The 13523-nt window shown below is 74.5% G+C and carries 14 protein-coding genes; 6 read left to right on the top strand and 8 right to left on the bottom strand.

Going from position 1 to position 13523, the window contains the following annotated elements; genetic code table 11:
- Both FIC82_RS09000 and FIC82_RS08995 read right to left on the bottom strand, forming a co-directional pair.
- Positions 1–783 (bottom strand): fumarylacetoacetate hydrolase family protein, encoded by a 783-nt coding sequence (locus tag FIC82_RS09000; RefSeq protein WP_168731652.1) that lies wholly within the window; start codon positions 781–783, stop codon positions 1–3.
- Between the two features lie 68 nt (positions 784–851).
- Positions 852–1742: a methyltransferase domain-containing protein gene (locus tag FIC82_RS08995; RefSeq protein WP_154798330.1), complete on the bottom strand. Its 891-nt coding sequence runs from the start codon at positions 1740–1742 to the stop codon at positions 852–854.
- Positions 1743–1882: 140 nt separating this feature from the next.
- Here FIC82_RS08995 and FIC82_RS08990 point away from each other — a divergent pair, with 140 nt between their 5' ends.
- The 3 genes from FIC82_RS08990 (at position 1883) to FIC82_RS08980 (ending at position 4567) form a co-directional block, all read left to right on the top strand.
- Positions 1883–3103 (top strand): heparan-alpha-glucosaminide N-acetyltransferase domain-containing protein, encoded by a 1221-nt coding sequence (locus FIC82_RS08990; protein ID WP_154798329.1) that lies wholly within the window; start codon positions 1883–1885, stop codon positions 3101–3103.
- Between the two features lie 9 nt (positions 3104–3112).
- Positions 3113–4120, top strand: coding sequence for an aldo/keto reductase (locus FIC82_RS08985; protein WP_154798328.1), 1008 nt, complete (start codon positions 3113–3115; stop codon positions 4118–4120).
- A 66-nt stretch (positions 4121–4186) separates the two neighbouring features.
- Positions 4187–4567, top strand: coding sequence for an MmcQ/YjbR family DNA-binding protein (locus FIC82_RS08980; protein ID WP_154798327.1), 381 nt, complete (start codon positions 4187–4189; stop codon positions 4565–4567).
- An 18-nt stretch (positions 4568–4585) separates the two neighbouring features.
- Here FIC82_RS08980 and FIC82_RS08975 read toward each other — a convergent pair whose 3' ends face one another.
- Complete coding sequence (locus tag FIC82_RS08975) at positions 4586–5521, bottom strand: hypothetical protein (protein ID WP_154798326.1); 936 nt, start codon at positions 5519–5521, stop codon at positions 4586–4588.
- Positions 5522–5550: 29 nt separating this feature from the next.
- Positions 5551–6600, bottom strand: a complete 1050-nt coding sequence (locus FIC82_RS08970) for a DUF4190 domain-containing protein (protein WP_154798325.1) — start codon at positions 6598–6600, stop codon at positions 5551–5553.
- A 194-nt stretch (positions 6601–6794) separates the two neighbouring features.
- Here FIC82_RS08970 and FIC82_RS08965 point away from each other — a divergent pair, with 194 nt between their 5' ends.
- Positions 6795–7802 carry a 3-methyladenine DNA glycosylase gene (locus tag FIC82_RS08965; protein ID WP_418884350.1) on the top strand — a complete coding sequence of 336 codons (1008 nt, stop codon included), beginning with the start codon at positions 6795–6797 and terminating at the stop codon, positions 7800–7802.
- Here the strand turns inward: FIC82_RS08965 and FIC82_RS08960 are convergent.
- Positions 7780–8250, bottom strand: a complete 471-nt coding sequence (locus FIC82_RS08960; RefSeq protein WP_154798324.1) for a peptidoglycan-binding domain-containing protein — start codon at positions 8248–8250, stop codon at positions 7780–7782. The two genes, FIC82_RS08965 and FIC82_RS08960, sit on opposite strands and share 23 nt — an antisense overlap.
- A 128-nt stretch (positions 8251–8378) precedes the next feature.
- Between FIC82_RS08960 and FIC82_RS08955 the strand changes: the two genes are divergently transcribed.
- A complete protein-coding gene (locus FIC82_RS08955; RefSeq protein ID WP_154798323.1) occupies positions 8379–9200 on the top strand; it encodes an aminoglycoside 3'-phosphotransferase in 822 nt (273 codons plus the stop codon).
- Positions 9201–9276: 76 nt separating this feature from the next.
- On the opposite strand, the gene FIC82_RS08950 is transcribed toward FIC82_RS08955, so the two are convergent.
- On the bottom strand, positions 9277–9669 hold the full coding sequence (locus FIC82_RS08950; RefSeq protein WP_154798322.1) for a nuclear transport factor 2 family protein: 393 nt from the start codon (positions 9667–9669) through the stop codon (positions 9277–9279).
- Positions 9670–9813: 144 nt separating this feature from the next.
- Here FIC82_RS08950 and FIC82_RS08945 point away from each other — a divergent pair, with 144 nt between their 5' ends.
- A complete protein-coding gene (locus FIC82_RS08945; protein WP_154798321.1) occupies positions 9814–10602 on the top strand; it encodes a helix-turn-helix domain-containing protein in 789 nt (262 codons plus the stop codon).
- Positions 10603–10611: 9 nt separating this feature from the next.
- Here the strand turns inward: FIC82_RS08945 and FIC82_RS08940 are convergent, their stop codons facing one another.
- The gene (locus tag FIC82_RS08940) at positions 10612–11205 is read right to left on the bottom strand and encodes a YdeI/OmpD-associated family protein (protein ID WP_171445698.1); all 594 of its coding nucleotides are present in this window, start codon (positions 11203–11205) and stop codon (positions 10612–10614) included.
- 105 nt (positions 11206–11310) lie between these two features.
- Positions 11311–13446 (bottom strand): acid phosphatase, encoded by a 2136-nt coding sequence (locus tag FIC82_RS08935; RefSeq protein ID WP_154798319.1) that lies wholly within the window; start codon positions 13444–13446, stop codon positions 11311–11313.
- Positions 13447–13523 lie beyond the last annotated feature (77 nt).

The following is a 13523-nucleotide window of genomic DNA, read 5'->3' as shown; positions in this document are numbered from 1 at the left end:
TCAGGCCCGCCGGACGACCGGGTTGCTCAGGGCGCCGATCCCCTCGACCTCGCACTCGACGCGGTCGCCGACGTCGATCCGGCCCACGCCCGCGGGCGTGCCGGTGAGGATGACGTCGCCCGGCAGGAGGGTCATCGCCTCGGAGATGTACGACACCAGGAAGGGGATGTCGAAGATCATGTCGCTCGTGCGGCCGTCCTGCTTCACCTCGCCGTTGACGCGGCTGCGGACGCCGACGTCCTCGGGGTTGAGGTCGGTGTCGATCCACGGGCCGAGCGGGCACGACGAGTCGAAGCCCTTCGCGCGCGCCCACTGCCCGTCGGTGCGCTGCGCGTCGCGCGCGGTGACGTCGTTCGCGACCGTGTAGCCGAGCACGTACCCCGGCGCCGCCTCGGGAGAGACGTCCTTGGCGAGCCGGCCGATGACGATCGCGAGCTCGGCCTCGTAGGAGACCTCCTGCGAGAAGTCCGGCAGGACGATGGGGTCGTCCGGGCCGACGACCGAGGTGTTCGGCTTGAGGAACAGCAGCGGGCTCGTCGGGACGTCGTTGCCCATCTCCTTCGCGTGGTCCGCGTAGTTGCGTCCCACGGCGACGATCTTGGAGCGCGGGATCACCGGCGCGAGGAGCCGGACGCCGTCGCCCAGCTCGATGCGCTCGCCCGTCGGCGTGACGGGCATGTACAGCGGGTCGCCCGTGAGGACCGCGAGGTACGTGCGGTCCCCCTCCTGCTGGACGAGGGCGTAGCGGGGGTCGTCTCCGGTGGTGAATCTCGCGATGCGCACGGGCCCAGGCTATCCGGCCCGCGCCCGCGCGACCGCGCGGGACCGTGGCGCGAGCAGCGCCCGCCCGGTCACGCCCGGGCGAGGACCTCACCGTTGAGGACCGCGAACCAGCCGGCGGGCTCCTCGGCCCAGCGCAGCCAGTCCTGCGCGAGCTGCTCGAGCGCTACGTCGTCCGCGAGCGCCGACTCCTTCGCCTGCACCGCGAAGTTCGAGGCCACGCAGCGCTCGGCCCACAGCCCGCCCCACCACGTGCGGTCGGCAGGGGTCGCGTAGCACCACGTGCTCGCGCTGGGCTCGATCCCGTCGAGGTCGAACCCGGCGTCCTGGACCCACGAGAAGAGGCGACGACCGGCGTCGGCCTCGAACCCGTACGCGTGCGTCACCTCGTGGTAGAGCGTGTTCCACTCCGTCAGGCCCGGGGACTCGGGGTACCAGGTCATGGCGGCGTAGTCGGCGTCGCGCACGGCGACGAGGCCGCCGGGCTTGGCGACCCGCTTCATCTCCCGCAGGGCACCGACCGGGTCGGACAGGTGCTGCAGGAGCTGGTGCGCGTAGACGACGTCGAACGTGCCGTCCGCGAACGGCAGCTCGTACGCGTTCGCGTGCTGGAACGCGATGTTCGCGGTGCCGCGCTGAGCGGCGAGCTCGCGCGCGCTCTCGAGGACGGCCTCGGACGCGTCGACCCCGACGACCCGTCCCCCGGCCACGCGGTCGGCGAGGTCGACGGTGACCGTCGCCGGGCCGCAGCCCACGTCGAGGACGCTCATGCCCGCGCGCAGGTGCGGCAGGAGGAAGCCGGCCGAGTTCTCGGCGGTGCGCCACCGGTGCGAGCGCAGCACGGACTCGTGGTGCCCGTGCGTGTACGACTCGGACTCCTGCGCGGGGTCGCTCCCGGCCCCGGTGGGGGCGTCGGCGTGGTGGTCGGCGGCCGCGGCGGCACCGTGGGGCGTGTGGGTCATACCCGCACCGTAGGCCGGACGTGCATCGTTCTCGACCCCGTTCTCACACTCTGGGCGCGCGGTCCGCGCCGGGGCGGCGTCCCCGTCCGCACCGGCGTGGCGGCCTGGTGGGAGCGCGCCCGCGCGCGGACAATCCCCCCATGACGGCCGCGACCGGCACGACTCCCGCCCCCGGCGAACCCGCTCGCCCCTCCCCCGGGTTCGCGCGCCGCCACGCCGCGCTCCTGCTCGGCGGCCCGGGCCGCGTCACGGGCCTCGACGTCGCGCGCGGGATCGCGGTCCTCGGGATGTTCGCGGCCCACGTCGGGTACACCTCCGAGGACTTCGGCGAGGTCTCCGGCTGGCTCTCGCTGTCCCACGGGCGGTCGTCGATCCTCTTCGCGCTCGTGGCGGGGGTGTCGCTCGCGATCGTCTCGGGAGGGCGGACGCCCCTCGACGGGCTGCCCGCGCTGCAGACCCGCACGCGCGTCCTCGTGCGCGCCGTGATGCTCCTCGGTCTCGTGGGCCTGCTGGACCTGCTCGGGACGCGCGTGCTGCTCATCCTCGGCTTCTACGCGGCGTACTTCGTGCTCGCCCTGCCCGTCCTGCGCTGGCGCCGCCGCGACCTGCTCGTGCTCGCGGGCGCGGTCGCCGTGGTCGGGCCGGTGCTCGCGTACTGGCTCCCCGAGGTGCTCGCGCGTGCCGGGCTGCACGTGCCGGACGACGGGTCGGGCGCCCTCACCGACTTCCTCGTGTCCGGGCACTACCCCGCCGTCGTCTGGATGGCTTACGTCCTCGTCGGGATCGCGATCGGGCGCTCCGACCTGTCGTCGACCGCCACGCGCGTCGGCCTCGTGGGCGGCGGGCTGCTCGCGGCGGGGATCGGCTACGGCGTCTCGGCGACGATGACCGGGCCGCTCGGCGGGGCCGAGGCCGTCGAGGACGCGGCGGCAGCGTGGTCGAGCAGCTTCCGGCCCGAGCCGCTCGGCTGGTCCGACCCGTGGCCCACGAGCGCGTACCTGTGGCTCGCCGGCCCGCACACGGACACCCTGCCGGAGGTCGTGGGGTCGGGCGGGTTCGCCGTCGCGCTGCTGGGGCTGTGCCTCTTCGCGGGCCGCGTCGGGCGCTGGGTGCTCGCCCCGGTCGCGGCGGTCGGCGCGACGGCGCTCACGGTCTACTCGGCGCAGATCGTCGTGCTGTGGGCGTGGGGGGACGACGCCTACGACCAGACGACGAACGGCCCTCTCCTCGCGCTCGTGCTCGCCACCCTCGCGGTCGCGACGCTCTGGCGCTGGGCACTCGGGCGCGGGCCGCTCGAACGGCTCTTCGCGACGGTCGCGTCGCGCGCGTCCGCGGTCACGCGCGCCCGCGCCTCGTCGTAGGGTCGCCGCATGACGACTGCGAACGACGGTACCGCTCCCCGCCCCGCCCTGCGCCGCCTCGGCCGGTCCGGTCTGGCCGTCTCCGCCGTCGGGCTGGGCTGCAACAACTTCGGTCGCCCGACCACCGCGACCGAGACGCTCGAGGGCACGCGCGCCGTCGTCGACGCCGCTCTCGATGCGGGCGTGACGTTCTTCGACACGGCCGACACGTACGGCGGCCGCCCGGGGCTCAGCGAGGAGCTGCTCGGTCAGGCGCTCGGGTCGCGCCGCGACGACGCCGTGGTCGCGACGAAGTTCGGCATGTCGATGCGCGGCGTCGCGGGCGACGACTTCGACGCGCGCGGGTCGCGGCGCTACGTCGTGCGCGCCGTGGAGGACTCGCTGCGTCGTCTCGGCACCGACCGGATCGACCTCTACCAGTTCCACACGCCCGACCCGCGGACGCCGATCGACGAGACGCTCGCGGCGCTCGACGACCTGGTGCGCGCGGGCAAGGTGCTCTACGTCGGGCACTCGAACCGCGCGGGGTGGCAGATCGCCGAGGCCGAGCTCATCGCCCGCGCGGCCGGGACGGTGCGCTTCGTGTCCGCGCAGAACCAGTACAACCTCGTCGACCGCGCCGCCGAGCTCGAGGTGCTGCCCGCCGCCACCGCGTACGGGCTCGGGATCCTCCCCTACTTCCCGCTCGCGAACGGCCTGCTCACGGGCAAGTACGCGCACGGAGCGCGGCCCGACGACGGCCGCCTCGTCAGGACCAAGCCGCACCTCCTGGAGTCGGCACCGTGGGAGGCGCTCGCGCGCCTCGGCGCGTTCTGCCAGGTGCGCGGGATCACCGAGGTGCAGGTCGCGTTCGGGTGGTTGTTGTCACGCCCGCAGGTGTCGAGCGTCATCGCCGGCGCGACGAAGCCCGAGCAGGTGCGCCAGAACGCCGCCGCGGGCGCCTGGGCTCCCACGGCCGAGGACCTGACCGAGCTCGACGAGATCTTCCCGCCGCTCGGGAAGGTCGCGCCGTTCTGACGTGCCGCACCGAGCCGGTCCACCGGTCGTGTGGTCCGTCGCCGACGGGCGGCCTACCGTGGAGGCATGGCCTCGTGGGAGGACGTCGAGCGGATCGTGGCGGTGCTGCCGGACACGGACCTCAAGGGTCCGCGGCAGTGGACCGTGCACGGCAAGCTGTTCGTCTGGGAACGGCCCCTGCGCGCGAAGGACCTCGACGAGCTCGGTGACGCCGCGCCCGCCGAGCCGCCCGTCGCGTTCCGCGTCGCCGACGAGGGCGAGAAGGCGGCGCTGCTCGGCGACGACCCCGCCGTGTTCCTCACGACGAGCCACTTCGACGGCTATCCGATCGTGCTCGCGCGGCTCGATCTCGTCGCCGTGCCGGAGCTCGAGGAGCTGCTGCAGGACGCGTGGCTCTCGCGCGCCCCGAAGCGCCTCGCGCAGGAGTACCTCGACCGCACGGAGTGACACCCGAGCACGACGGGGTCACCAGGAGAACACGGCCACCGCGTAGTTCGCCCAGGTCGGCTCGAGCCCGACGGCGACGTCCTCGGGGTCGTACACGTTGTACACGACGTCCCACTCGGCGCTCGTCCCCGGAGCGATCGTGTCCGGGCGGTCGAGCAGCACGTCGGGGGCGTAGTCGAACACCTTGCGGGCGACGAGGCCGCCCGAGACGGGCTGCAGGTCGAGCCCGCCCGGGTCGACCGCCCGGTCGGTCCCGTTCGTGACGCGCACGCGCACCCGGACCGAGTCCGGGAAGTCGTCCTCGCGCGCCGTGGTGTGCTCCGTGGGCGTGTATGGCTGCGGCGCGGACACCGCGACGACCAGGCCGTCCGCGTACCGCACGGAATCGCCGTACCAGACCCGGTCCGAGGCAGCCCCGATCTCGGGCCCCTCGTCGTAGCCGCCACCCAGGGGGTACCCGCGCAGCGAGCTGCTGGGACCGTACCCGGGCCCGCCCGCCGTCACGACGTCGACCGTCACCCACGCGGTGAGCACCACGGTGCCCGCCAGGAGCGCGACGAGCGCGCGCGTCGCGCCGGCCACGCCACGCGTGCCGCGCCGCCACACGACCGCACCGACCGCGACCACCGCCGCGCCCGCGACCGCATAGAGACCCCCGACGTGCGCCCAGCCGCGCCGGGCCGTCACCGCCTCCGTGGCGAGCACCGCGACGACGAGGAGGACGCCCGCGGTCGCCGCCACGAGCGCGGCCGTGCGCCACGACCACCGCCCCCGGCGCTGCGCCGTCGTGGCTGCCTGGACGGGGTCGTGCTCGTCGGGACCGGGTGGTGCCCCCGGCTCCTCGGGGTCCGGCGGGACGCGGCCGCCCTTCGCTCCGCCCGTCTCCGTGCCGGGGGCCGTGCCCCACGCGGGCTCGGACGACGCCGGACCCGGCGAGGTCGTGGGGTCGTCCACGCTCGGTGCTCCGTTCCGCGCCGTCGCCGTCAGTACGCGCTCGCCTGCGTCACCTCGAAGGTGGCGGTCTTCATCGCCTCGAGGTTCTCGGCGTCGATGATGTCGAAGACCTCGACCGTCTCCGAGGCGCCCGGCTCGAGAACCTCGGAGTAGGCCCAGTCGCTCTCGATGACGGTGCCGTCGGCCGCGACCGCGTCGATGTCGATGTCGAACGTGAGGGGCTCGTCGGACGTGTTCGTGAACGTCACCGGCAGCGCGGACTCGACCCAGCCGTACTCGTCGGCCGTGCCCTCGAAGGTCCCGAACTCCACGCCGAGGTCGTTCGCGAGGACGTCGTCCGTCGCCTCGCCGAACGCGCGGTCGGAGTCCTCCTGGATCTCGGAGAGCGACTGCTCGTACTGCGACGAGGCGCTGTTCGCCGCGACGACGAAGACCACCCACATGAGGATCGTCACCAGGACGGACACCACGCCGAGGACGATCGCCGCGATCGAGAAGCCCTTGCCGCCCCGGCCCTGCTTCGCCTGGGACAGCCCGACGAACCCGAGCACGACGCCCGTGATCCCGAGCAGGGCAGCGAAGATGTTGACGAACGGGATCCAGCTCCCGAGGAAGCCCAGGATCGCCAGGACGAACCCGACGATCGCGAGCGTGCTCGTGGACGGGGTGGGTGCGGTGTACGCGGAGTAGCCGTTCCCGTAGGGGCTGCCGTAGGGCTGCTGGGCCGGGTCGCCGTAGGGCTGGCCGTACGCCTGCTGCGCCGGGTCCGGGTACGGCTGCGGGTAGGGCTGCTGCGCGGGGTTGCCGGAGGGCTGGCCGCCGTACCCGGCCTGCTGACCGTACGCCTGCTGCTCCGTGCCGTAGGCGGGCGCCTGGCCCGCGCCGTACGGAGCCTGGGCCGGCGCCGCCGCGTAGCCCGGGGTACCGTACCCGCCGTCGGCCGCGCCGTACGGCTGCGTCGGCGCCTCGCCCTGCGCCCAGGCGTCGTGCGACGGCGCCTGCTGCGTGGGGCCGCCGCCGTGCTGCTGGTAGGGGTCGAACTGGTACGGGTCCTGCGGTGCCGTGGGCGGCTGCGACATGGTGCTCCTCCGCGGCCTCGCCGCGCGTCGTGGTCGTTCGGGTGCGGCCGAAAGGTGGTCGGCCGCACGGACGCGCCGGGCCTTCACAGCACGTTCACGAGCATTCTTCCCCGGTCCTGCCCACATCGGGAAAATGCCCGCCCGGGTGAAGTCCCCGGAGCAGGCTCCCGCTCGCGCTCTCGTACCCTGAGAGCGTGCCCCGCACCGCCACCGTGACCGCCCCGACGACCGACGCCGTCGGTCCCGTCGTGCTCGCCGTCGAGGAGTGGATCGCGCGCGAGCTGGCCCACGCCGAGCGGGCGGACGCGTTCACCGCGGGGTGGCGGGAGCGCAAGCCGCGGGGCGAGCAGCACGCGATCGAGGACTTCCTCTTCACCTACTACCCCACGCGCCCGGCCCAGCTCCGCCGCTGGCACCCGGGTCCCGGCGTCGTGCTCGCCCGCCCGCCGTGCCCCGCTTCCACTCGCACCCCCCGGCCCGACGACGAGCCTGCCGACCCGTACACCGCGCGCACCGGGTGGCGGTGGTACCGCGAGGCACCGGAGGGTCTGGTGCTCGACGCCGACGCGTTCCTCGCCGACCGCGGCGACACCGTCCGGTACCTGCGCACCCTGCTCGCTGCCACGGCGTCGCGGCCCGGCCGGTTCGGGTGCTTCGGGCTGCACGAGTGGGCGATGGTCTACCGCGACCGGGAGGCCGGTCGCGACCACCGGCACCCGCTCCCGCTACGCCTCGGGCACGAGGGCACGGACCACGTCGTCGAGTCCCACCCCGTGCAGTGCTCGCACTTCGACGCGTTCCGCTTCTTCACGCCCGAGGCCGGTCCCCTGAACCGCCTCCGGCCGACGCGCGAGACCCAGCCCGCGATGGAGCAGCCCGGCTGCCTGCACGCGACCATGGACCTCTACAAGTGGGCGCTCAAGCTCTCCCCCGCCGTCCCGGGCGAACTCGTGCTCGACTGCTTCGAGCTCGCGCGCGACGTCCGCGTCGTCGACATGCGGGCGTCGCCCTACGACGTGTCGGCGTACGGGCTCGAACCCGTCGCGATCGAGACGCCCGAGGGCAAGGCCGAGTACGTGCGCCACCAACGCGAGTTCGCCGAGCGTGGCGCGGCCCTGCGCGCACGGCTGGTCGAGGTCTGCGACGCGCTCCTCGGCAGCGCCCCGGACGCGCCCGAGGTCAGTGCGACAGCATCCCGCTGACGAGGCACCGCCAGGTCACGGGCCCGACGACACCGTCGACGGCGACCTCCGGGAAGCCCGCGTGCAGCGCGCCCTGGAAGCCGCGCACCCACGCCTCGGTGCGCGGGTCGAACTGTCCGTCGACGTCGAGCACCGGGTCCGGTCCGCCGGACAGGTCGCGTGCGATCGCCTCGCGCTGCACGGCGCGCACGGCCTCGCCGACGCTCCCCCGGCGCACGACCACGACGAGCGCGGCCCAGGTCGCCGACCCCGCGACGCCGTCGACGTCGAGCCCCGCCGTGTCCTGGAAGGCGCGCACGGCGCCCTCGGTACGAGGCCCGAGCACCCCGTCGACCGCGAGCTCGTGCCCACGGTGCCGCAGCAGGTGCTGGAGCGTCTGGACCGGGTGCCCGTTCGCGCCGCGGCGCACGCGCGGCCAGGACGGCAGTGTCGTCAGGAGAGTCGTCATCGTCGTTCCCTTCCGCAGTCGCGGGACCGGCGGGGTGCTCCCGCCGTCGGGGTCCCGCGCCCCCGTCCGGAGGGAGGGCGACGGTCTGCTCGTGATGCGTCGGACGGCGTCGTGCGAGGATCGCGCGCATGACACGCCCCCCGCTCGCCGCCGTCCCGACCGGTCCGGTCGTCGTGCCCGGCGCCGTCCGCGCGCTCGCGGGCGACGACGACGTCACGCCCGTGTGGCGCAACGGGCTCGGCGGTCTGACGTTCCGGCTCGAACCCGTCGACGGGTCGACGGGAGACGCCCGGTACGCCAAGTGGGTGCCCGCCGGGACGCCGGAGATCGACCTCGCGGGCGAGGCCGAGCGCCTCGCCTGGGTAGGGGACCGTTCCCCCGTGCCGCAGGTCCTCGACGCGGGCGCCGACGACGACGGTGCCTGGATCGTCACGCGCGCCGTCCCGGGACGGTCCGCGGTCGAGCCGCGCTGGGTCGCCGACCCGGCGACCGCCGCCGTCGCGATCGGGCGCGGGCTGCGGGCGCTGCACGACGCGCTGCCGGTCGCGTCGTGCCCGTTCACCTGGGCGGTCGAGGATCGCGTGGCGGACGCCGACGCGCGCCTCGCCCGCGGTGACGGCCCGGACGGGTGGTTCCCCGAGCACCGCGACCTGACCGCCGCCGAGGCGAGGTCCCGGCTCGACGACCTGCCCGCCGTCGAGCACCTCGTGGTGTGCCACGGCGACGCGTGCGTGCCCAACACGCTCCTGCACGACGACGGCGCGTTCGCCGCGCACGTCGACCTCGGCTCCCTGGGGGTCGCGGACCGCTGGGCCGACCTCGCCGTCGCCGCCTGGAGCACCGAGTGGAACTACGGCCCCGGGTACGACGGCCACGTCTACGCGGGCTACGGCATCGACCCTGATCCCGAGCGCATCGCCTACTACCGCCTGCTCTGGGACCTCTCCTGACGCCCCCGAACCCGCTGAGTGCGTGAAATAGTCGCGGTCGTCTCGATGCGACCGCGACTGTTTCATGCACTCAGCGTCAGTGGTGGGTGGCGAAGCCGTCGGGTGCGCGGTCGAGGAACGTCGTCACCGACGACACGAGCCCGTCGGGACGCACGTGCAGGACGTCGGTGCCGGTCGCGAACTCCGACCCGTCGGGCGCGAGCGCGCGCCAGCGCAGCCGCAGCCGGTCGTCGAGCAGGTCCGGCTCCGCGCGCGCCTCGAACCGGTGCTGCGCGACGTGCGTGAGCAGCTCCGTCGCGAACGCGAGGACGGCGTCGCACCCCACGGCGCGTGTCACGGGTGCGACGTACTCGACGTCGCGGGAGAACGTGTCGCACGCGAGCCGGTCGCGCTCGGCCGCGTCCGCCGTGTTCCAGAACTCCAGGTAGCGCTCGACCGCCGTCGCGGTCCGCGTCGTCGTCTCGGTCATGGTTCCTCCTGTGCCGGCGCCTGGTCCGTGGCGCCGTGACGGTCCGGCGGGTGGCCGGAGCACCACCGTCGGCCGGGCCACGACACGGTGTCGATGACCTCGGAGGTAGTTGGCCCGGCCCCCGGGGAGCGGCAGGGTGGGTCCATGCCTCCCGTGGACGCACCCGCCGGATCGATGCTGCGCGAGTGGCGCGTGCGGCGTCGGCGCTCGCAGCTCGACCTCGCGCTGGGCGCCGACGTCTCGGCGCGCCACGTCAGCTTCGTGGAGACGGGCCGGGCGCAGCCCAGCCGGGACATGATCGACCGCCTGTGCGACGAGCTCGACGTCCCGCTGCGCGCGCGCAACGACGTCTACCTCGCGGCGGGCTACGCCCCGCGGCACCGCGAGACGCCGCTGTCGACCGCGACGCTCGCGGCGGCCCGCCGCGCCGTCGACCTCGTGCTCGCCGGGCACGAGCCGTTCCCCGCGATGGCCGTCGACGGGCGCTGGAACCTGCTCGCCGCCAACGCTGCCGCGAGCACGTTCCTCGACGGTGTGCCCGACCGGCTGCGCGAGCCGCCCGTGAACGTGCTGCGCCTGACGCTGCACCCCGACGGCCTCGCTCCGCGGATCGCGAACCTCGCGGAGTGGGGTGCGCACGTCCGACGGCGCGTGCGCCGCCAGCTCGACCGCACGGGCGACCCCGCGCTCGTCGACCTGCTCGCCGAGGTGGAGGGCTACCTGCCCCACGAGGAGCGTCGTCGCGACGACCGCTCCCCCGCGAACGACGCCGTCGTGCCGCTGCGCCTGACGACCCCGCAGGGCGAGCTCGCGTTCCTCTACACGATGACGGTGTTCGGATCCCCGCGGGACGTCACGCTCGACGAGGTCGCGATCGAGTCGTTCTTCCCCGCCGACGACGCCACGGCCGCCGCCCTGGGCGTCGTGCGCTGAGCGTTCGGGCTAGCGGCGCGGCTGGTGTGCCGCGACGCCCTGCTCGGCCTGCTCGGCGGTCTCCGCGATCCGGCGCGCGCGGGTCTCGGGACGCTTCGCCTCGACGATCCAGCCGAGGATCGAGCGGCGGACCCCGGGCGTGAACGCGTCGAAGTGCTCCCGGGCACCCGGCCGCTCGGCGAGCGCCACGGCGAGGTCGTCGGGCACGACGAGCGCCTCGGCGTCGTCGTGCCGCGTCCACGACCCGTCGGCCTTCGCCGCCTCAACCACGGCGCGGCCGGCGTCGGTCATGCGCCCGTCCGCCTCGATGCGCGCGACACGCTCCTTGCTCAGCCGGGTCCAGCGGCTGCCGCGCCGGCGGCGCGTGAACCACAGCGCGTGCCGGTCGGCGTCGACCGTCGCGGCCTGCCCGTCGATCCAGCCGTAGGACAGCGCCTCCTCGATCCAGGGCTCGTACCCGTAGGTCGCGCGGCCGCTCTCGCGGCGCCAGGTGAGCAGCCACACCCCGGGCTCGGGGTCGTCGTGGTGCTCGGCGAGCCACGCCCGCCACTCCTGCGGCGTCTCCGCATGGATCGCCGGCCTGCCCTGGTACTCCTCGGTCACTGAGCCTCCGTCGTCGCGGCGGGGCACCAGCGTGCCCGACGGGTCGGTGAGGCGCCAGGGAGATGACCCGGGAGGCGTTCCCTCGGCGCCTCCCGGGTCGGTCTGTCAGCCGCAGGACGGGACGGCGACGTCTCGCGCGACCTCCTGGGTCGCGCCGCCCGGGCCGGTCGCCGTGACGGTCACGGGCACGTCCGCCCCCGTCTCCACGCCGCGCACGGCGAAGGACTGGTACGCGTTGGCGCCGGGGGCCACCGCGGCGAAGGACTTCTCCCCCGCGCCGGTGACGAGCGCGACGGCGAGCGCGCCGTCGGACACGTTCCGGGCGCGGACCGCGACGTACGGCGCCCCGGCGAGGCAGCGCGCGGAGGTCTCGACGTCGACGAGCGGTGCGGTCGGCTCGCCGACGACCTCGCCGTCCACGGTGAGCGTGCCGTCGGCGTTCACGACGACGTCCGCCGCCATGGCGGCCGCGAGGTCGAGTCGCTGCCACTCGGCCTCGCCCGCGACGTCGAGCGCGTAGCCCGAGTCGAGCGCGGTCGCGGCGAGGACGAGGCGGCGCTGGTCGCCCGTGAGGTCGGGGAACGCCGTACGCAGCAGGTCCTCGGCGCCGGCGGGCACCCGGACCTCGCGGCCCGCCTCGCCGACCCGCGGGAACCCGTACGTCAGGCGCTGGTCGTAGACCGCGAGCGCCTGGTCGGTGGGGAGGTAGGGCACCTGGTCCTGGACGCACGCGGCGATCTCGTCGCCGCACGCCCGCTCCAGCACGGTGACGAGCTCGGTCCGGGCCTGCTCGAGGAGCACGCGGAACGCGGGGTCGGACCACCGGAGCTGTGCGATGTTCTGCCCGGCCATGCGCCCGCCCATGACGTCGAGCGGGTAGTGGAAGCCGAGCACGAGGCGGTTGTCGCCGTACTCGGACGCGCGCGCGAGGATCTGCGGCGCGAGCTCTGGCAGGAGGGTGGCGAGCACGGTGCCCTGCGCGTAGCCGTGGTTGGTGTGCCCGCTGGGGAACGAGCCGTTGTTGCGGAGCCCTTCGTAGCTGCCGGAGGTCTCGAACGCGTTGACGTGGCCTCCCGCGGACGTGAAGCCGAACCTGACGAACGGCCGCTTGTAGTCGTACGCCGCCTTCGCGGGCTCGTGGTTGCCGACCGACTTCTCGACGCGCCCGGACAGCAGGGCCTTCGTCTTGGGGAGGCGGCCGTCGGCGAGCGCGTCGCGGTAGATCGGCCCCAGCTCGCTGCCGAGCGCGTCCGCCATGGTCTCGTACGCCGAGCCGCGCCCGTCGGTCAGGGCACGCTGCACCTGCGCGTCGCCGGCGACGTACGCGTTGTTGCGCGCGAGCGAGCCGAGGTCGTTGGCGCTCGTGGGCTGGCCGGGCTCGTTGGGCGAGAGGATCTCGGGGTGGTTCGCCCGCAGGTCGGCGAACCCGCGCAGCGTCCAGGTGAACCAGTCCTGCCCGCCCGGGGCCGACGGCGTCGCGTCGGACGCGTAGGTCCGGTCGAGGACGTCCTGCGGGAACGGCATCGACGGGTCGTCGGTGGTGGAGAGCGCGAGGGAGAAGAAGACGTCCGAGCTCGTCTCGTTGCACTGGTGGATCTCGACCGCGATCGTGTTCTCGCCCGGGACGAGCACGTCGGCCGGGATGACGAGGGTCTCGCGCAGCGGCGCGGTCGCGCCCGCCTTGTCCTGGTACTGGAGGTTCCGGGTGATCATCGAGTCGCCCCAGCCCGCGACGCGCTCGCCGTTGACGTACACGGTGGCGGAGTCGTCGTAGACGAGCGTGCCGCGCAGGCCGGTGATCTCGTCGAGCGTGGCCCCGTCGAGGGTCACGGTCGTGCGGAAGAAGTACGCGGGCACGACGACCTTGGGCGTCTGGGTGATCCAGTAGCTCAGCAGCGTCGTGATGATGTTGCCGCCGCCGAAGCCGCTCGCGGTCCCGTTGACCGCGCCGAAGCCCGGCGTGCCGGTCTTCCACGCCGCGTCGTCGAACGCCGGGTCCGCCCACGCGGTCCGGTCGGCGGCACCCGCGGCCGGGTCGGTGTTGTCGTCCAGAAAGCGCCAGGTCGTGCCGGCGCCGACCACCTCGGTCGGTGTGAACGCCTCCGCGGCGCGCGCCGCCGGCGCCTGGAGCGCCGCGGCGAGCACGAGCGCGAGCGTCGTGAGCGCCGCCAGCAGGGCGAGCGGCGCGGTGGTCCGGCGGTCGCGGGGTCGCGGGGCCGGGTACGTCGTCGTACCGGTCATGGGTCGTCCCTCTCGTCGTTGTCGTCGTGCTGGGCGTGGTCGGTGACACCGCTCGTGCAGGTACGGCAGTCGTGCTC

The sequence above is a fragment of the Cellulosimicrobium protaetiae genome (assembly GCF_009708005.2).
GTDB classification, from domain to species: domain Bacteria; phylum Actinomycetota; class Actinomycetes; order Actinomycetales; family Cellulomonadaceae; genus Cellulosimicrobium; species Cellulosimicrobium protaetiae.
This window is presented reverse-complemented; position numbering and strand designations above follow the sequence as displayed.

Bases quoted from the DNA above. Each gene is read 5' to 3' on its own strand.
- FIC82_RS08960 (WP_154798324.1), bottom strand. From the start codon at position 8,250: ATGACGACTCTCCTGACGACACTGCCGTCCTGGCCGCGCGTGCGCCGC.
- FIC82_RS08980 (WP_154798327.1), top strand. From the start codon at position 4,187: ATGGCCTCGTGGGAGGACGTCGAGCGGATCGTGGCGGTGCTGCCGGAC.
- FIC82_RS08985 (WP_154798328.1), top strand. From the start codon at position 3,113: ATGACGACTGCGAACGACGGTACCGCTCCCCGCCCCGCCCTGCGCCGC.
- FIC82_RS08970 (WP_154798325.1), bottom strand. From the start codon at position 6,600: ATGTCGCAGCCGCCCACGGCACCGCAGGACCCGTACCAGTTCGACCCC.
- FIC82_RS08945 (WP_154798321.1), top strand. From the start codon at position 9,814: ATGCCTCCCGTGGACGCACCCGCCGGATCGATGCTGCGCGAGTGGCGC.
- FIC82_RS08990 (WP_154798329.1), top strand. From the start codon at position 1,883: ATGACGGCCGCGACCGGCACGACTCCCGCCCCCGGCGAACCCGCTCGC.
- FIC82_RS08995 (WP_154798330.1), bottom strand. From the start codon at position 1,742: ATGACCCACACGCCCCACGGTGCCGCCGCGGCCGCCGACCACCACGCC.
- FIC82_RS08950 (WP_154798322.1), bottom strand. From the start codon at position 9,669: ATGACCGAGACGACGACGCGGACCGCGACGGCGGTCGAGCGCTACCTG.
- FIC82_RS08955 (WP_154798323.1), top strand. From the start codon at position 8,379: ATGACACGCCCCCCGCTCGCCGCCGTCCCGACCGGTCCGGTCGTCGTG.
- FIC82_RS08935 (WP_154798319.1), bottom strand. From the start codon at position 13,446: ATGACCGGTACGACGACGTACCCGGCCCCGCGACCCCGCGACCGCCGG.